Genomic DNA, 19,129 nt, shown 5'->3' with positions numbered 1-19,129 from the left:
AAAAGGTAAAAAAATTGCGAAGCAATTTTAGAGACTAAAAGATTTGTCAGCGAGACGAAGATTTTTTCTAACCTAAGTGTATGTCTTACAATACATGAGGTTAAAAAAATCAAAGTCGCAGCTCAAAGCTTTTAGCCGATATAAAGGACGGGAAAAATGAAAAATTTTCAACAATTCATCGGTTCATTTTCTTTCGATCAAAGATTGGCGGAAGTTGATATTGAAGGTTCAATCGCACATGTGCAAATGTTAATAAAAACAAAAATTATACCTGCTTCCGACGGTAAAAAAATTATTGCAGGATTAAATTCCATACTTAAAGATTTGTCTAAAGGGTGGACTCTTCCTATGGAAGAAGATATCCATTTTGCAATAGAAAAAGAACTTATAAGAAGAATCGGTGCCATCGGCGGTAAAATGCATACGGCAAGAAGCAGAAATGATCAGGTAGCTACCGATTTAAGACTTTATATAAGAAAAGAAATTTTGACAATATTCGACATGTTAAATGCTTTTCAAAAAGTGCTTGTACAAAAAGCAGAAAAAAATATTGATGTTATAATGCCGGGCTATACTCACTTACAACCCGCACAACCTATAATTGCTTCTCATCATTTACTTGCTTATGCTTGGATGATACAAAGAGATAAAGAAAGAATTATAGATTGTTTAAAAAGAGTAAATGTTATGCCGTTGGGAAGTGCCGCACTTGCTGGAACTTCTTTTAAAATAGACAGAAACTATACAGCAAAATTGTTGGAATTTTTCAGACCTTGCGAAAATTCTTTGGACGGTGTAAGCGACAGAGATTTCTGTGCGGAATTTATTTTTGATTTATCTTTAATTTCCGTTCACTTATCAAAACTTGCGGAAGAAATTATTACTTGGTCTTCAGTGGAATTTAATTTTATACATATAGATGATATGTTTACTTCAGGTTCGTCTATTATGCCGCAAAAAAGGAACCCGGATACAGCCGAAGTTATCAGAGGTAAAGCAGGCAGAGTGTTCGGTGATTTAACGGCAATGCTTACAATAATGAAAGGACTTCCTATAGCATACAACAGAGATTTGCAGGAAGATAAACCGCCTGTATTTGATGCAACGGATACCGTAAAATTGTGTTTGGAAGTTATTACCGATATTATGGCATCACTCGAATTTAAAAAAGGCAGAACTTTAAAAAGCACCGAAAAAGGATTTTTACAGGCAACTGAAATTGCAGACTATTTGGCAAGAAAAAATATTCCTTTCAGAACGGCACACGGTATAGTTCAAAAAATTGTTCATTATTGTATAGATAATAACAAAACGTTGGATAAACTTTCTATTGAAGAATATAAAAAGTTTTCAAAAGAAATTGAGTCGGACTTATATAAATTCATAGATGTTAAAAATATTGTTAATGCTAAAACTTCTTACGGCGGAACATCGAAAAAATCAATATTGAAACAAATATCGGATTTAAAAAAATTGGTTAGGGTAAAGTAATGAAAAAACATTTTATTTTATTGTTGTTGTTTTTAGTATCACCGATATTTGCACAAGGTGTTGAAAGAGTGTTAACTTTAGATGAGTGTACCAGGCTTGCTTTAAACATCAATCAAGATATTTTGATTGCCAACGAGACTGTTTCATATGCCGAACAAAGAGTAAGAGAATCTAAATCTTTGTTTTTCCCGAAATTGGATTTAAATTTCAACTTATCAAGATTCAGTAACGATGTTTCAACATTAATAAATTCACATTATTTACCTGCAACAATTTTGTTACCTTACGGAAGCAGAGATTATTTCTATTCAACGAAATTAGCATTATGGCAACCTATTTATAACGGCGGAAAAACCGTAGCTACAAACAAGCTGGCGAAAATAAATTATGAAAAGGCTAAAACAAATTCTGAAATAAAAAAGAATGAAATTGTTGCAAATGTAAAGATGCAATTTTATAAAAATATAGCATTAAAAGAAAAAATAAAAATTTATAAAGATTATTTATCTAAAAAGAAAGACATAACTTTACAAAATCAACTTGATATATTGGAACACGAATACGAACTTGAAACATGGGAATTATTGTCTTTAATTGGGTTGGAACTGGATACGGTAATTGATATTGAAGGTACTATTGATGTCGAAAATTTGGACTTAAATTTACAACAGTGCCTTTTATGGGCATACCAGTTCAGACCTGAAATAAAAACAACTCAATATCAGGAAAGCATGGACAATATCGGAGTAAATTTAATAACGATGGAAAAACTCCCGACAATAATGTTGGGTGCCGCTTATGATTGGTTGGGAGATAATGAAGAAAACTGGGAAAGAGATTGGTATGTAACTTTAAACATTAACTTACCTCTATTTGAAGGCGGTGCACTTTTTTCAAGATTGAAACAGAAAAAAATTCAAGCAAGACAAGCATCAATAGAAAGAGCAAAAATCGAAGACAAAATCAAATTGGAAGTAAGAAAAGCTTTCAGCGAATATAACTTTTGGTATACCAAACTCATAAAAGCTGAAGAGTCAAATATTAAAAGTGTGGAACACGAAATCTTAAAAGAGGATATAAGATACAACTATATTAAAAGTTTAACGGAATTGTGGAAAGTAATGGGAAAACAATAACAACAATTAGAAATTAGAAATTAGTAATTATAAATTAGTAATTGATATTTTTTTTGCGAAGCAAAAAATCTAAAAATAAAAATACCGAAATTACTAATTACTCATTGCTAATTAATAATTGTAGAATTGTATATTGAATAAAAATTTTATTAATAAACCTATGAATGTTAAATTTATAAAAATTATAATATGTTTGATTGTGGTATTATTTTTTGGTAATACTGCTTTTTGTTTTGATCAGGAAGGATTTTTAGTAGACCACTTGTATTACAAAACATTAAACCTTCCTAAAGAAAAAAGGCCTAAAGTTATTTTAGTTTTAGGCGGCGGCGGAGCAAGAGGTTTTGCTCATGTAGGAGCTTTAAAAGCATTAAGAGAAGCTAATGTTCCTATAGATATGGTTGTCGGGACAAGTATGGGAGCTTTGATAGGCTCTTTATATTGTTCCGGAATGAAAATAGAGGATATAGAAAAAATAGCCGAAGATATTAAATGGGCGAATATCAGTAATTTAGGTATACCTTCTTTAATAACAATGGTTACTTCCGAGAAATTATTATCTACGGAAAAAATGGAAAAATATATAAACAATTTAATTGGGGACAAATATTTTTTTCAGCTCAATATTCCGTTTGCATGTGTAGCAACAGATATAAAAACAGGTGAAAAAATTATTTTTAAAGAAGGGCCCGTAGCACCTGCTGCAAGAGCAAGTGCAAACATTCCGGGACTATTTGCACCGGTTGAATACAGACAGAGATTTTTAGTTGATGGCGGACTCGTGGAAAATATTCCGGTATCGGTTGCAAAACTCTTTGATCCCGATATCATAATAACCGTTGCCGTAAGTGCAGACATTACAAAAAATTCCTATGACAATGTTTTCTTTACACTGTTTCAAACAATTTACATACAAGGACAACAAAGCGATAGAGAAAATTTAGCAATGTCCGATATTATAATTGCACCTAAAGTAAGTGACATTTCAGCAATAGAATTGGACAAAGCCGGTGAATGTATAGATGCAGGATTTATTGCAGCTAAAAAGAATTTAAGAAAAATAAAACAACTTATTATAGATAAAACTTATGAAAAAAATGTGTTACAGAAAAATTAAAATTTTATTATTACTCTTAATATCCTTTTTCATATTCCAACAAGTTTCCTTTTGTGATCAAACGGAAGAAAGAGCTTTAATTGATGTTTTGGCATCAGCGAAAAACAAGAAACAAGAAAAGAAGGCAAACTTTAAACTTTTTCAATATTATATTGATAACAAAGATTATGAAAGTGCAATTACCATAGGTAACGAACTTTTAAATTTTCAATTATCTAAAAAACAAAAATATAATGTTTATTATAACTTAGCGACATCATATTTGCTTTTGTCAAAAGCGGAAAAAGCTTTGGAAGTAGGCAGGGAAGCTCAATATTTGTATCCCAAAAAAATAGAAACTAAATTATTGTTGGGGAATATTTATATAAATAACAGTTTAAACGAACTTGCAATAGTAAAATTTAAAGAATGTTTAGAAATAGATGACGATAATCTTGAAGCATTAACAAACTTGGGAAACATTTATAATTTCCAGGAAAATTATACAGCATCGTTAAATTATTTCGAACAAGCAGAAAGAGAAGCCGTTCACGATAACAAAGAGTTATCCATAGATGACTATATAAACATGGCAATATCTGCTAAAGAAATAGGCAGGAGAGAACAGGCTCAAGCAATTTTAGAAAATATTAAGAAAAAAAATAAAAAGTCTTCTCTTTTGCTCGTAGATATTTATAGAAGTAAGAAAGAGTATGATAAAGCAATAAAGACATTAATGCCTTTTGTTTACCAAAAAGATACCGACCTTGAAATTTATTGTAATTTGGCACAAATGTATTTGCTTTCCGGCAAATTTAATGAAGCAAAAGACTTATTACTATATTTTAAATCGAGAAATGAAGAAGATAATGAAGTTGTAGATATGTTATTGATAGAATCATACCATAATATATATCATGACCAAGAAAGAGTGTTAATCGAATTGAGAAAGCTATATAACTATACATCTTTGGATTATATAAAAAAGATTATCGGCAGAGTAATAGCTTTCGAAAAAACACTATAAAATATGCCTATAGCTCAATCGGATAGAGCATCAGTTTCCGGAACTGATTATTCCGGTTCAACTCCGGATAGGCATACACATTTTTTAACCGGCTTTAAGCATATCGGATATGCTCGGTATTTCGGATTGTCTCATTTCCGCTTCAAAATCCAAAACATTTCTACTGAATATTCTTGATTTTAGTTCCTGCGCAACTTGTGCGGGTTCATATTCGGAATCCGTAGCAATCGCATCTATATTTTCTTCAATTATGGATAAAATCATTCTTTGAACGGAAATATTTCTCTTGATATTTCCGTCGACTGTCATAGTTTTGTCAAAACCTTCAAGTTGGCTTAGCGAAATAAAAGTTCCTTCAAACGGTTTTCCGTTTGTACTTATAACAACCATATCTTGATTACCTTTTTCTTGTTGCAAAATATATATAGGATAATCTACCCCGCCTATATTAAATTCGTCTCCGGTATAAATAACATCACTTGCCAATACTCCGCTATTTAATGCCTGCCTTAAAGGAATATATTTGTTTATACCTTTTTTATAAACACTGATGGTTGTTTGCCCTGTAGATATAATTTCAAGATCGGGATATTTTTTCTGTATTATTTGTTTATAATATTTGGCAACCTGTTCTCTCACAAGTGTAGGTCTAAAAGCGGTAACAACGCATCTTACCAAACTTTCAACATTTGTATTAAGATCTTCCCCGCTTTCAACAGCTTCGATGGCTTGTCTTATTCCTACCGATTCTTTTTGGTCGTTTTCATCTTTAGAAAAATACAGCCTTGCAATTTCAAGTAAAGACATCGTTTTCATTACTTCCTTAAATCTTTCTATATCTGTTCCTTTTTGTATTGCCGTTTGATAAATTCTGTTTAGTTCAACTTGAGCTTGGTGCCTTGTTAAGCTGCCCCAAACTTTTGCAACGGAATCAATCTCCTTAAAATCCGGTCTTTGTTTTAACAAAGTATTCATAAAATCTTCATAAGTTGCATCAGATTGTTTTCTTAATTGTTTTGTTTGTTCTATAAAAAGTACAAAATTATCGTACCATTCCTGCTGCAAATTGCCGAAAAGATTTTTTAAATAATCCATAACTTCCGGTTCCAATACGGATTTTGCTATATCCGTCATATAAGATTGATTATTCGTGTAAATTCCATCTTTAACCGTAAACTGCATAGCCGCATTTTCCACATATATTTCCGGCAATAAATCCATTATTTGTATTCCTAAAGGATTTAATCTTTTTTCTGTTAATTTCAAAGTGTTTCCCGTTATCGGTATAGGTTGTCCTATTCCATACAAGGTTAATGTTGAAAAAACAGCTTGCATATCTCTACCGAAAGGAGTGTTCCTTAATGCTAAGTTATCGTCAATATCGGCAAAATTCATAACTTTTGCAAGTTTGCCCATTTTATATGAATAATTTTTTGACATTACAAATTTTCCGGCAACATTAATATAAAAATCCATTTTCTTATTTTCTTTATTATAAAAAACAATGTTTCCGTTTTCTATCTTAATATAACATTTGTTTTTTATTACATATATTATGCTTGCTCTTTTAACTACATCTTCATAAGCATCCAACTGTTTTAAAGTATCGATAAGTTTATCCAATGCTTCGGGATTTGTCTGTAAATCGTTCCAATCTATCTTCTGTTGTAACTCTAAAAATGCATACTTTAAATCTAAAATTTTTGTTTCGGAAAAAGATATATTTGCTATTAAATAGTTAAGCATTTTATCGGTTTTTCTATAAAAATTAGAGAAAAATCTTCTGACAGATTGTATACCGGAAGCTATTTTTGTTCTAAACATGGATAAGTTCATAAAACGATAATTTACTATTCTTTCATCACATTGTTTTAACAATATTCCGTCAACAACTTTTATACCGGCATTAAGCACGGTATTTATACTCTTATGACTCTTATTAACCGAATATGAGCCGTAAACAAGTTTATCTATCCCCAATGCCGCCATAGTTTTGGAACATTTGTTGCAAGGTGCCAATGTACAATACAATGTAGCACTTGCAAGAGGATTTCCTAACTGCATACTTACAAACTTCAATACGGCATTTGATTCCGTAAACACCATATCTATATCTCTTTTTTGAGAATAATCGATTTGTATACCTAAATTTTCTAACAGAGCAGGTCTGTTTTGAAAAATTTTATTATTTATATTTTCACCGTTAATTCTTGCAAGTTCCAAAAGTTCCGTTAAGAATTCACCTTTTTCCGTAAGTTCCCCGGAAAGAGTTTTTTCGTATTCCTGTATATAATTTTTTAAAAAGTCTATAAATGTTAATGTTTCGGCATGAAGAACACTGTTTGTGTTATTATAGTTTCTTCCGGTAATTCCTTCGGCATTTACCAAAAAAGCTCCTATGGGCGGCTGAACGAAAGATGTTAAAAAACCTCTCGTTTGTCTTGCAATTGTCGCCTGTTTCAAAGCTTGAGCCATATTCCTTTCATCTTCGGTTCTAAGTTCGTCTTCACCGAGTTCTCTTATATTTTCCGCTTTTCTATAGTTATTAACGCTTGCTTTTAATGTGTTTATTGCTCGTTTTAAATTTGATTTAATTGTAAACGACAACGATGGCTTTATATCTTTTAAATTTCTTGTTACATTGTATATTTCCTGTAAATCTTCATAATTGTTACTTACAAAAGATATGAAAGAATCCGTATCAGCAATTTCCGATGATAAGTAATAAAATAATTTTACGGAAGGCTGTATTAAATACGGATTTGTATATAATGCGCTAAGAAATTTTCTGTTAACGAAAACAACCGGTTTTTCATCTATTATTTCAAAATTCATCGCAATCATATTATCCAACAAACTGTCATCATCGGAAATTTTAACTTCCACATCTTGTCCGAATAAATAATGTTGTTTTGCAACTTTAAGTATGTCATCTGTTACTATTGTTTGCTGTTTTTTTGAAAGGATAGTTTCTTCGCCGACGGTCTTATCTGCAATAAATGTTTGCGAAATGGTAACATTTCCGTAAGATACGGACATTATATTTTCTTTTGAATCTATTGTTACAAGCAACTTGTTTTTTAACTCCTCGCTGTTTTCTATCCATTTGTTTATCTCGTTTTGAAAATCTTGTGAATTCGTAAAGAATATTTTCCATGATGATATTATAGACATAAGGTTTTTAGCAATCTGTTCATCTGTTCCGTATTTTAATGTAGTTGAGAACAAATTATTAAAAGCATTCGCTATGTTTATGTTCGGAGTCAAAACCATATACGATATATTCAACTCTCTCAGTTTCTTTGTTATATCGGAATGAAAACCGCCCGCAACAACTATCTTATTAGAATCTTTCTTTTGCAATTTTTCAACGAAAATTTCATTTCTGTTTATATTCGTATCAAAAAATTTAAAGAAATCATCGTTATTTAACAAATGTAACGCAAACACCAACAAATCTTTAGACAAATATTTTTTCAACAAAGTTGAAAAATATCTTTTATTTTCTTTTAACGATAAATAATGTGACGGTAAAATGCTTGCGTTTATTAAATCTTTGAGATCTTTGGCAAAATTACCCAAATCTATCAACTCTCTTTCTCTTTGATCTAAAGACTCGTTGTCCAACAATTGTTTTACAAAAGATTCGTTTTCATATAACAAATTTACAGAATTGATTTCGGAAAGTATTTTATTTGCTTGAAGGTAATTCATAAATTCTTTATTATTCTTAGACATTTCCGGCATTTTTGCATTTATATAATCGTATATTTGTGCATATCCGTAATCGGATTTCGTCTTTAACATATTATATAAATCAAAATTATCCTTAGCCTGTTTTGTAAAAGATTTAAATTGTGAATTTAATTTTTTTGTATCTATTTCCGACAATTTTTTTGAAACGGTTTGATATTTTTGCAGATTAGGAAACTGATTGGGAACATCTAAGTCGTTCAATTTCGCTATTTGTAAAGACAATACTCTTTCAACAACATTTTGTTGTTTCAAATTATCTATTTGTTTTATTATGTTATCTGCGATATAATTGTTGAATGTTTTACTGTTATCGATTTTATCGAGTATCGACAAATTTTCTAAATATTCTTTTTTATTTTCAATTCCGTTAACATGATTTTTTTTGTCCGTCAAAACAAAATATTCACAAGCACTTAAAACCGAAGACTTAAATAAATTATCGATTGTTTCTTTTCTTATTTTTTCATTGGGAATAGAATCTAAAATTGAAACGTCTAACGAATTATCTACAACACCTTCTCCGTAAATTTCAAAATAAGATTTATTCGATAAATTTTCCAATACATTATATATTTTTTCCTGAGTTACAAAATCGTTATGTAAATCTTGTATCCATACAACAAAATTTTTGCTCCCTGCTTTATAAGAATCGGTTACTTTAAAAGAACTTAAAATTTTCTTATCCAACACATTTCCAAAAGCATTCCCGTTTTTTTCTATAGACGAAAAAGACGGAACAACACTACCTAAAACCAGTAGTGTTGAAATTAATAAAGAAAAAAATTTTTTAGATACGGTGTTCATAGTAATAAGTATAGTACAATTTATTGAAAAATCAAATATTTTTTTACAATTCCTGCAACCAACCGTTGTATAGTCCGGCATTATCAAAATCTTCCAAAACTTTATCATATTCTTCCTGAGTGACTTTTCTGTTGAGTTCTTCGATTGTATGTGATATATTTGCAGTATGATATTGTGCCATAACGCTCATATAAGTATCTGTTGATATTTCGTTTGCTACAAATTCAAATGTTTCTTTTGAACCTGCAATATTGTTCGGCAAAACAAGATGTCTTATTAAAATACCTTCGGTTGCTAAGCCGTTATCATCAAATTTTAAAATTCCTTTTTGCCTGTACATTTCTTTAATTGCAATTCTGTTGTTTTCCACATAATTATTAATTTTAGAATATTTTTTTGCATTCTCGTTTGAAGAATATTTCATGTCGGGCATATATATATCTATAAAAGGTTCCATAAGTTCCAAAACTTCTTTGCTTTCATATCCGCCGCAATTTGAAAGTATCGGAATTTTTAATCCTTTTTGTTTTGCTATAAAAATTGTTTCTGCAACCATAGGATAAACATGTGTAGGTGTAACCAAATTTATATTGTTAGCACCTTTATTTTGTAAATCTACCATTTTATCGGCAAGTTGTTCCGTTGAGATAGAATTTCCGTTACCGAGCTGACTTATCGGATAATTTTGGCAAAATACACATGCTAAATTACAGTTTGTAAAAAAAATTGTTCCGGAACCTTTTTCCCCGGAAACAGGAGGCTCTTCTCCATAATGTAAGTTTATACTCGCAACTTTAAAATCTTTGCCGGTTCTGCATGCACCGATTTCACCTTTTAGTCTGTTTACTCCGCAATTTCTCGGGCACAAAGAACATTTTTCCATTAACTGATAAAGTTTTTTTATATTATTATTCATTGTTTTGTTATTATGAGATTTTAAGAGAAGTTAATAAATCTGTTAAGAAATAATCTGAAATCAACATTAAAACCATAGTAACCATAACCGAACTTGTTGTTGCTTTACCTACACCTTCGGCACCGCCGGAACATTGAAATCCTTTATGACATGCCACGGTAACGAGAATACCGGCAAAAAAGAAAGATTTTATGAAGCCGTGTAAAAATGTTTGAACGGTCATAACATCCAAAATATCGCCGATATAAACGGTTGAAGGAATATCCCAAGTTAAAGATGATACTAACAAACCGCCGTAAATACCCACGATATTTGATATTGCCACAAGTAAAGGCAACATTAATATACAAGCAATAAATCTCGGAACGGCTAAATATCTTACAGGATTTGTTCCTAAAGTATAAAGAGCATCAATTTGTTCGGTAACTTTCATTGTTCCTATTTCCGCCGTTATTGCCGCCCCTATTCTGCCTGTAATAACCACAGAAGTTAATACCGGTCCTAATTCTTTAACCAAAGAATAACCGGTAATCATACCGATATAAACCGGTTCATTAAATAGGTTAGCCGTAGCAGAACCTACCTGCAACGCCAGCACCATACCGACGAAAAAAGATGTCAGAAGCACGATAGGAAACGACATATATCCCACTTCCACCATCTGAATTATTGTATTCTTGACATTTATTTGACCTTTTATTATACAGATAAAAGTATCAATCACTAATTGAGAAGCAATACCAAGCCCTTTTATATTATCTTTTAATTTTCTTAATGGTGAAACTTTTAATATTTGTTCTTTCATATTTTTGTTAAACTATTATTCTCGGAACTCTCGGAGATATTGAACAGGTTACTTCATAACTTATTGTATTTTGTAATTTCGCCAATTCTTCGGCTTTTATTGTTTCTTTACCTTGTGTTCCCAGCAACACGACTTCATCACCTATACTTACACCTTTAACATCGGTAACATCTATCATCATCATATCCATCGTTATTCTTCCCGCAACGGGACATTTTTTGCCTCTAACCAAAACATCGGCTTTGTTGGATAATACTCTGCTGTAACCGTCGGCATAACCAACGGGAACCGTTGCTATAACGGAATTTTTGTTTGTAACAAATGTTCTGCCGTAACTTACACAAAATCCCGAAGGAACTTTTTTCAAATAGATGATTTTTGTTTTCCATGTTAAAACAGGTTTCAATTTAAGTTTTTGTACATTATGTTCAAACGGAGAAAGTCCGTACAAACCTATTCCCGGTCTAACCATATCAAGATGAGTTTTTTTACTGCTGAGCAATGCTGCGGTGTTTGCCGCATGTGCAATAAATTTCAGTCCTAAACTTTTTGCATATTTTATAACTTCATTAAACTTTTTCAACTGATTTTCGGTATATGTCGGGTTTGTATCGGCAACGGCAAAATGAGTATACATTCCGGACATTTTTATTTCCGGCATATTAGCTATTTTCTGCAATATAACATTTGTATTTTCACCGGCAATAACACCGACTCTTCCCATACCCGTATCAACTTTTAAATGAAACTCTAATTTTTTTTGAAATTTTTTTGCAAGGTTTGATAATTCATGTAATCCCTGCAAACTTGATATTGTAGGTATTAAATCCCAAAATGTCGCTACAGACAAATATTCCAGCGGATATCCGCTGCCGAACACTAAAATTTTTGCTTTAATACCTGCTTTTCTAAAAGAAATACCTTCTTCAATTGAAGAAACGCCTATACCATATATCCCGGCCTTTACGGCTTCTTTTGCAAGTTCTATTCCGCCATGCCCGTAAGCATTGGATTTTATAACCGCAAGAACCTTTGTATCTTTTTTTAAATACTCTTTTATCTTCTTTAAATTAAACAAGAAATCACTCTTATCTATTTCTACCCATGTTGGTCTGAAAAAAGATGATGATGGTTGTTCCTTCATTGACTTTCCTCCATAGAAGCTAGTGCTTTATTAAAAAATTTTGTATATTCTCCTTCAAAAAGCAATTCTACCGTTCCTACCGGACCGTTTCTTTGTTTTGAAATAATAATTTCTGCTGTCTTATCATCTTGTGTTGCAGGATCCATATCTTGAGATTTTTCTTTACTCTTATAATAACCTTCTCTGTGAACAAATGCTACAACATCGGCATCTTGTTCGATTGCTCCGGAATCTCTTAAATCCGAAAGCATAGGTCTTTTATCCTTTCCTCTTTGCTCGGTTTGTCTGGATAACTGAGAAAGAGCAATTACGGGAACTTTCAAATCTTTAGCTAACGCTTTTAACGATCTTGAAATTTCAGCCGTTTCTATTTGTTTTGATTCATATTTTTTTCCGTTACCGGTTCCTCTGATAAGCTGTAAATAATCTATTATTATTAACGATAACGGTTTACCTTGTTTCTCAAGTTTTGTGGCAAGTTTTTTTGCCGTTGCTCTTATTTCTATTGAACTCATATCCGCATCACAAATATAAAGCGGTGCTTTACCTATTTTAGCTATTGCCGTAGTAAGTTTAGGCCAATCGGAACTTTTAAATTTTCCTTTTCTTAAATCCTGTCCGCTTACTTGCGCAACGGAAGCCAAGAATCTCATCATTAGAGATTCTTTAGACATTTCCAAAGAAAACACTGCTACAGAATGAGGTTCTTTGGAATTTACGGCAACATTTTCGGCAATATTTAATGCAAATGCGGTTTTACCCATAGAAGGTCTTCCGGCAACAATTATAAGTTCGGAAGGTTGAAGTCCAGCTGTCATTTTATCAAGATCCGAAAATCCTGTTCTAAGGCCGGGAACATCGTTTCTGTCTTTAAACAAATTTTCAAGTTTGGAAACAACGGAAGGAACCAAATCTTCCGGTGTAAAAAAATCGTTGGAACTGTTTTGTTTTGATATATTAAATAACACAGTTTGAGCATCATCCAAAATCGTTTCCGAAGGTGAATCTTCCGAAAAAGCATCGGTAACCATATTGGAACCTACTGTAATTATTTGTCTTAAAATAGATTTATCTTTTACGATATTTGCGTAATATTCAACATTAGCCGCAGTCTGCGCGGCATCAATTAAACTGAACAAATATTTTATTCCGCCGGCATCATTAAAAAGTTTATTTGTTTTTAAACGGTTTGATACGGTAACCGGTTCGGCAACTTCTCTGTCACTTAATTCTCTTATCGCACCAAAAATAAGTTTATGTACTTCTTTATAGAAATCTTCTTCCTTAACTAACTCCATTGCCTTTATTATCGCATCTTTTTCTATAAGCATTGCACCCAATAAAGCCATTTCCGCATCTATCGATTGCGGTGGAGTTTTTCTATCTAAATCTTTTGGCATTAAAACTTCTCCTTGCTACTATATCATAGTCGGAAACTACGAATTTTGATATTTTTGTGTAGACAAAAATTATAGTCAATAATTAACAAAAAATCAAGAAAAAATAAAAAAACGGAAAGATATAAAAATCTTTCCGTTTTATATTAATAAAAATTGAATTTTTATTATTTCTTTTCTTCAATTACATCAACATTAACTTTAGCAATAACTTCAGGATGTAATCTTACATTTACCGTTACTTTACCTACTTCTTTTATAGGTGCAGGTAACAATATATCGTGTTTGTTTATTTGGAAATCTTGTTCTGCAAACAATTTTGCCAAATGTGCGGTTGTTATAGAACCGAAAATCTTACCGTTTTCACCGAGTTTAACTTTAACTGAAAATTCGGCTTTTTCGATTTTTTCCGCAACAGCTTTAGCATTAGCAATAATTTCTTCTCTGACTTTTTCAAGTCTTGTTTTTTCTCTTTCCCAAATTTTTAAGTTTTGAGGAGTTGCTTCCATAACAAGTTTTTTAGGTAACAAATAGTTTCTTGCAAAACCTGCTGCAACTTCTTTTATTTCACCTTGTCTTCCTACATTTGTTATATCTGATCTTAAAATAACTTTCATTTATTTCCTCCGATTAATTTGCCGAAAACGGTAACAAAGCTAACATTCTTGCTCTTTTAACGGCTTTACATAATTCTCTCTGATGTTTTGCACAGGTACCTGTAACGTTACCGGAAAGAATTTTTCCGCTTTCTGTAACAAAAGTTCTCAAAAGACTAACATTTTTATAGTCTATTTCTATTTTATCCGTACAAAAACGGCAAACTTTTCTTTTCATCATTCCACCCTTTCTGAATTTACCGGCTGGTTTTGTTCCGGCAGGGTGTGTATTTTTTTTCTCTATTGACATTTTTTATTCCTCCAAAATTTTAAAACGGAACTTCTTCATCGTCCATAACATCGTTATCGGAAACATATTCTGTTTCTGCTCCCTCAACATTTTTTGCTTGTTGAGCGGATGCATCAATTCTTACCAAAAATTGAACTCTTGATGCAACAACTTCAAGCCTTGACCTTTTTGTTCCGTCTGCGGCTTGCCAACTGTTACTTCTGAGTCTTCCTTCAACATATACAGGCATACCTTTTTTTAATCTGTCGTTACATCTGTCTGCCTGATCTCCCCATACGATTATGGGAACATATGTAGGATCGGAATCTCTCCATTCACCCGTTACCTGATCTTTTATTCTGGAACTCATTGCTATATCAAATCTGCAAACGGATTTTGAAGTGGTTGTCCTTTTTAATTCAGGATCTCTTGTTAATCTACCTACCAAAATAACACTATTTTGTTGTGGTATCTGATATATTTGATTCTGCATTTACTGTTTCCTCTTCTTTCTTTTCTTCAACGGGAGCTTCCGTTGCTGCTACAGTTTCCTGTTTTTTTTCAACAGCTTTAGTTTTTTTTACAACTTTTTTCTTAGGTTCAACTTTTACCGTTAAAAATCTGATAACATCATCGTTAACCTTAAAAAAGTTTTCCAAAGAAAGAACTACAGAACCGTTAGATTCGAAATCAACATAAACATAATTTCCTTCACGAAATTTCTTGATGTTGTAAGCGAGTTTTTTCTTTCCCAACTGCTGAAGATTTTTGATTGTTCCGCCGGAAGTTTCAATTATTTTTGAAACTTTTGCAACCATTTCTTCTACTTTTGTAGAATCGAGTTCCGGAGAACAAATGAAAGTACATTCGTAACTCATTGATACTACCCCCCTTTTTGGATTTCTGTTACTTTAGTAACAGCTTAGCCCCTTACGGAGCAAAGTTTGATTTATAAGTATATATTTTTTTAATACTTTTTTCAAACTATTTTATTAAATAAATTATAGCGGCTTTATGAATATGTAATCTGTTTTCCGCTTCTTCAAAAATATTATCTTCCTGTTTAGCCATAACTTCCGCGGTTATTTCTTCGCCTCTTACCGCGGGAAGACAATGCAACACTATACAATTTTTATTTGCTTTTGCAAGCAACTTATCGTTTACTTGATACTTCACAAAAGCTTTATGTCTTTCAACGGATTCTTTTTCTTCACCCATCGAAATCCATACGTCGGTATAAATAACATCCGAACCTTTTATATCTTCTACATCACTGCTTATCTTTATATTAGCTTTTGTTGTTTCACCAATCTTTAACGCTTTTTCCAACAACTCTTTTTTCGGTGCATATTTTTTAGGCCCCAACAATAAAAAGTTAAGTCCTAAAACAGCTGAAACCGCAAGCCATGAATTCGCAACATTGTTTGCATCGCCGACAAAAGAAATTTTTAGTTTTTGTAATTCTTTCAAACTTTTTATTTTATACTTTTCTATTATCGTCATTAAGTCTGCTAATATTTGTAACGGATGTTCCGCATCGGTTAAAGCGTTTATAACAGGTACAGAAGAATATTTTGCAAACTCTTCCAAATAACTGTGTTTAAATGCTCTTATAACTATTGCATCCAAATATCTCGATAAAACATGTGCCGTATCGTAAACGGATTCGCCTCTTGTGGTTTGCAATTTTTTTACATCAAGGTTCAAAGGTGTTCCGTCTTCCTGGCACATTGCCGCGGAAAAAGAAACCATTGTTCTTGTAGAAGGCTTTTCAAATATAAGACCTATAACTTTACCTTTCAATTGAAACTTTGATTTTTTTTGTTTTTTTAGTTTTATTGCCGATTGGATAATTGTCCAAATTTCTTTTGAGGTTAAATCGTATATCGATAATATATGTTTTAAATTTTTCATAATACACACTCTTACTTTTTTACTGCTTTTCTTTTAAAACATAAAAACAAGAAGACGAATTTTGATGTCTTCTTGTTTTTATAATTTTAAATTTTATAAAAACTACATCTTTGAGTTTTGATCTATATATATTCCGGGACCCATTGTTGAAGAAACCGAAATACTCTTAACATATTGACCTTTTGCTGCCGAAGGTTTTGCTTTCAAAACAGCACTTACCAAAGTCTTTATGTTTTCTACCAATTTATCTTTTTCGAAAGAAGCTTTACCTACGGAACAATGAACTATTCCGAAAGAATCGTTTTTATAAGCAACTTTACCTTTTTTCAATTCTTGAACTGTTTTACCGATATCAAATGTAACTGTTCCGGATTTCGGGTTTGGCATCAAACCTTTAGGACCTAATATTTTTGCAACTTTACTTAAATCTTTCATACAATCGGGTGTTGCAACCAAAACGTCAAAATTTAAGTCACCTTTTGCGATATCTTCTATTAAGTCTGTTGAACCTACTTTATCTGCACCGGCTTTTTCAGCTTCGGTTTGTTTTTCGCCTTTAGCTACAACAAAAACCGTTCTTGTTTTACCGATACCGTTAGGTAACAAAACTGTTCCTCTGACTATTTGATCACTCTGTTTAGGATCTATTCCCAAACGAATATGAACTTCTACCGATTCGTCAAATTTTGCTTTTGCTGTTTGTTTTACTAAATCTGCTGCTTCTTCAACAGAATAAAGTTTGTTTGCGTCTACTAATTTTGATAATTCTTTCAATCTTTTTGCCATTTTAATTCTCCTGTGGTTCTTTCGCCGTTTTAATAACAGCTCCCACTTTTATTTCAATTGCCTTAAGCAATTTTTATTTCTGTTTTACTTCAATTCCCATACTTCTTGCCGTACCTTCAATCATCAATTTTGCACCTTCCAAATCGATAGCATTTAAGTCAGGCATTTTTTGTTTTGCAATTTCTTCAACTTGAGCTTTTGTAATAGAACCAACTTTAGTTTTATTAGGAACTCCGGAAGCTTTTGCAACTTTTGCAGCTTTCTTTATTAATGCAGGAACCGGAGGCATCTTTGTTATGAATGTAAATGATCTGTCTTCATATACGGTAATAACAACAGGTGTTGCCATACCTTGTTCCATTTTTTTTGTTCTTTCATTGAACTGTTTACAAAAATCCATTATATTTACACCCTGTTGACCTAATGCAGGACCAACCGGTGGTGCAGGATTTGCTGCGCCTGCAGGTATTTGTAATTTAATTTGTGTTTTTACTTTCTTTGGTGGCATTTTAAATCTCCCTTAAAACTGCAACTATATTTTCTTGAGCATTGAAAATATAATTTTTTACTTTATTTTAACCGTGCTGCCGTAACATACAGCATTCGTTTATTAAACTTTTTCTACTTGTAAGAAATCCAATTCAACAGGAGTAGGTCTTCCGAATATCGTAACCATAACTTTCAACTTGCCTTTTTCTTGGTTTACTTCTTCAACTACACCGATAAAGTGGTTGAAAGGACCTTCCGTTATTCTTACATTTTCATCTTTTTCAAATGAAATTGCCGGTCTCGGTTTTGCATCCTCGGGATTTGTAACGGCTTTTATAAGATTTGCTACTTCCGACTCTGCCATAGGTGCGGGTTTTACTCCGCCCAAGAAACCTGTTACTCCCGTAGTATTTCTAACCAACCAATATGTTTCATTGTTTATTATCATTTCGATGAAAACATATCCCGGGTAAAATTTTTTCTTTCTTATTTTTTTCTTATTATTCTTAACGGAAACAACTTCTTCCGTAGGAACAAGAACTTGAGAAATAAAGTTTTGCATACCGAGATTTTCAACTGTTCTCTCGATACTGTTTTTTACTTTATCTTCATGTCCCGAATATGTGTGAACGACATACCATTGTTTAGCCATTTCTTACCTCAAATTTAATATTATACCTAATGAGCCAGAAAGAATCATATCTACCAAGCCAACAAATAGCGCCATTATTATAACAAAAACTATCACAACAACAGTCGTCGCTACAACTTCTTTTTTACTTAACCATGTAACTTTTGTTAATTCATAATAAGCATCTTTAAAAAATTGTATTGCTTTACCCATAAAACTGTCTCACCTTAAAATAAAATCTTCAGTCTCTACTAAAACCGGGGGCAGATGGATTTGAACCACCAAAGCTGGTTTTGGAGACCAGAAGTTTACCGTTAGCCTATGCCCCCAGGCTTTATAAGCTACTTCGTTTCTTTATGCAAAACATGTTTTCCGCATGTCTTACAATATTTTTTTACTTCTAATTTTCCTTCTTGTTTCTTGCCTCTTGCAAAATAGTAATTTCTGTTTTTGCATTCGGTGCAAGCCATCGTTATAATTACTCTGTCTCCCATTTTCCTAACTCTCCAAAAATATTTACTGCAAATTATTCAATAATCTTAGTAACAACGCCTGATCCTACTGTTCTTCCACCTTCTCTGATTGCAAATCTCAATTGTTCATCCATTGCTACCGGCATTATCAATTCTACTTCCATTTCTACGTTATCACCTGGCATTACCATTTCGGTTCCTGCCGGTAAATGTGCTACTCCGGTTACATCGGTCGTTCTAAAATAAAACTGTGGTCTGTATCCGTTAAAGAATGGTGTATGTCTTCCGCCTTCTTCTTTCTTCAATATATATACTTGACCTTTGAATTTCTTGTGTGGGTGTATTGTTCCCGGAGCTGCTAATACTTGTCCTCTTTCTA

General features: G+C 32.3%; 19 protein-coding genes, 2 tRNA genes and 1 pseudogene. 5 read left to right on the top strand and 17 right to left on the bottom strand.

The window, feature by feature from the left end; translation table 11 throughout:
- The first annotated feature begins 156 nt into the window (after positions 1–156).
- The 5 genes from argH (at position 157) to B2Y85_RS02580 (ending at position 4,826) form a co-directional block, all read left to right on the top strand.
- Complete coding sequence (argH, locus tag B2Y85_RS02600; protein ID WP_372518918.1) at positions 157–1,491, top strand: argininosuccinate lyase; 1,335 nt, start codon at positions 157–159, stop codon at positions 1,489–1,491.
- The gene (locus tag B2Y85_RS02595; RefSeq protein ID WP_372518917.1) at positions 1,491–2,627 is read left to right on the top strand and encodes a TolC family protein; all 1,137 of its coding nucleotides are present in this window, start codon (positions 1,491–1,493) and stop codon (positions 2,625–2,627) included. The genes argH and B2Y85_RS02595 overlap by 1 nt, the downstream gene beginning before the upstream one ends.
- Positions 2,628–2,760: 133 nt before the next feature.
- Positions 2,761–3,744 carry a patatin-like phospholipase family protein gene (locus tag B2Y85_RS02590; RefSeq protein ID WP_372518916.1) on the top strand — a complete coding sequence of 328 codons (984 nt, stop codon included), beginning with the start codon at positions 2,761–2,763 and terminating at the stop codon, positions 3,742–3,744.
- The gene (locus B2Y85_RS02585; protein ID WP_372518915.1) at positions 3,716–4,750 is read left to right on the top strand and encodes a tetratricopeptide repeat protein; all 1,035 of its coding nucleotides are present in this window, start codon (positions 3,716–3,718) and stop codon (positions 4,748–4,750) included. The genes B2Y85_RS02590 and B2Y85_RS02585 overlap by 29 nt, the downstream gene beginning before the upstream one ends.
- 3 nt (positions 4,751–4,753) lie before the next feature.
- Positions 4,754–4,826 (top strand) — tRNA-Arg (locus B2Y85_RS02580).
- A gap of 8 nt (positions 4,827–4,834) precedes the next feature.
- Here B2Y85_RS02580 and B2Y85_RS02575 read toward each other — a convergent pair.
- From B2Y85_RS02575 to tuf, 17 genes and pseudogenes are all read right to left on the bottom strand, one after another.
- Positions 4,835–9,418: a hypothetical protein gene (locus tag B2Y85_RS02575; protein WP_372518914.1), complete on the bottom strand. Its 4,584-nt coding sequence runs from the start codon at positions 9,416–9,418 to the stop codon at positions 4,835–4,837.
- Positions 9,354–10,226, bottom strand: a complete 873-nt coding sequence (locus tag B2Y85_RS02570; RefSeq protein WP_372518913.1) for a radical SAM protein — start codon at positions 10,224–10,226, stop codon at positions 9,354–9,356. The genes B2Y85_RS02575 and B2Y85_RS02570 overlap by 65 nt, the downstream gene beginning before the upstream one ends.
- 10 nt (positions 10,227–10,236) lie before the next feature.
- Positions 10,237–11,031, bottom strand: a complete 795-nt coding sequence (locus B2Y85_RS02565) for an MlaE family ABC transporter permease (protein WP_372518912.1) — start codon at positions 11,029–11,031, stop codon at positions 10,237–10,239.
- Between the two features lie 7 nt (positions 11,032–11,038).
- Positions 11,039–12,175 carry an alanine racemase gene (gene alr / locus B2Y85_RS02560; RefSeq protein ID WP_372518911.1) on the bottom strand — a complete coding sequence of 379 codons (1,137 nt, stop codon included), beginning with the start codon at positions 12,173–12,175 and terminating at the stop codon, positions 11,039–11,041.
- The gene (dnaB, locus tag B2Y85_RS02555) at positions 12,172–13,575 is read right to left on the bottom strand and encodes a replicative DNA helicase (protein WP_372518910.1); all 1,404 of its coding nucleotides are present in this window, start codon (positions 13,573–13,575) and stop codon (positions 12,172–12,174) included. Before dnaB ends, alr begins: the two co-directional genes overlap by 4 nt.
- A gap of 164 nt (positions 13,576–13,739) precedes the next feature.
- Positions 13,740–14,189, bottom strand: coding sequence for a 50S ribosomal protein L9 (gene rplI, locus B2Y85_RS02550; protein WP_372518909.1), 450 nt, complete (start codon positions 14,187–14,189; stop codon positions 13,740–13,742).
- Positions 14,190–14,202: 13 nt separating this feature from the next.
- Positions 14,203–14,478 carry a 30S ribosomal protein S18 gene (rpsR, locus tag B2Y85_RS02545; RefSeq protein WP_372518908.1) on the bottom strand — a complete coding sequence of 92 codons (276 nt, stop codon included), beginning with the start codon at positions 14,476–14,478 and terminating at the stop codon, positions 14,203–14,205.
- Between the two features lie 19 nt (positions 14,479–14,497).
- On the bottom strand, positions 14,498–14,950 hold the full coding sequence (locus tag B2Y85_RS02540) for a single-stranded DNA-binding protein (protein WP_372518907.1): 453 nt from the start codon (positions 14,948–14,950) through the stop codon (positions 14,498–14,500).
- Entirely contained in the window at positions 14,913–15,335 is a 423-nt protein-coding gene (rpsF, locus tag B2Y85_RS02535) for a 30S ribosomal protein S6 (protein ID WP_372518906.1), read from the bottom strand. The genes B2Y85_RS02540 and rpsF overlap by 38 nt, the downstream gene beginning before the upstream one ends.
- 106 nt (positions 15,336–15,441) lie before the next feature.
- Positions 15,442–16,371, bottom strand: a complete 930-nt coding sequence (gene argF / locus B2Y85_RS02530) for an ornithine carbamoyltransferase (RefSeq protein ID WP_372518905.1) — start codon at positions 16,369–16,371, stop codon at positions 15,442–15,444.
- 102 nt (positions 16,372–16,473) lie between these two features.
- Positions 16,474–17,157, bottom strand: coding sequence for a 50S ribosomal protein L1 (gene rplA, locus B2Y85_RS02525; RefSeq protein ID WP_372518904.1), 684 nt, complete (start codon positions 17,155–17,157; stop codon positions 16,474–16,476).
- A 73-nt stretch (positions 17,158–17,230) separates the two neighbouring features.
- Positions 17,231–17,665, bottom strand: coding sequence for a 50S ribosomal protein L11 (gene rplK / locus B2Y85_RS02520; RefSeq protein WP_372518903.1), 435 nt, complete (start codon positions 17,663–17,665; stop codon positions 17,231–17,233).
- Positions 17,666–17,767: 102 nt separating this feature from the next.
- Complete coding sequence (nusG, locus tag B2Y85_RS02515; protein ID WP_372518902.1) at positions 17,768–18,298, bottom strand: transcription termination/antitermination protein NusG; 531 nt, start codon at positions 18,296–18,298, stop codon at positions 17,768–17,770.
- A gap of 3 nt (positions 18,299–18,301) precedes the next feature.
- Positions 18,302–18,490 carry a preprotein translocase subunit SecE gene (secE, locus tag B2Y85_RS02510; RefSeq protein ID WP_372518901.1) on the bottom strand — a complete coding sequence of 63 codons (189 nt, stop codon included), beginning with the start codon at positions 18,488–18,490 and terminating at the stop codon, positions 18,302–18,304.
- 45 nt (positions 18,491–18,535) lie between these two features.
- Positions 18,536–18,606: transfer RNA gene (locus B2Y85_RS02505), tRNA-Trp, on the bottom strand.
- Between the two features lie 12 nt (positions 18,607–18,618).
- Complete coding sequence (gene rpmG, locus B2Y85_RS02500) at positions 18,619–18,771, bottom strand: 50S ribosomal protein L33 (RefSeq protein ID WP_372518900.1); 153 nt, start codon at positions 18,769–18,771, stop codon at positions 18,619–18,621.
- A 32-nt stretch (positions 18,772–18,803) separates the two neighbouring features.
- Positions 18,804–19,129 (bottom strand): annotated as a pseudogene (gene tuf / locus B2Y85_RS02495) (elongation factor Tu); the annotation flags it as partial.

The organism is Candidatus Ruminimicrobiellum ovillum, from assembly GCF_002392975.1.
Classification (GTDB): domain Bacteria; phylum Elusimicrobiota; class Endomicrobiia; order Endomicrobiales; family Endomicrobiaceae; genus Ruminimicrobiellum; species Ruminimicrobiellum ovillum.
The sequence above is the reverse complement of the archived record's forward strand: the minus strand, read 5'-3'. Positions and strand labels throughout refer to the sequence as shown.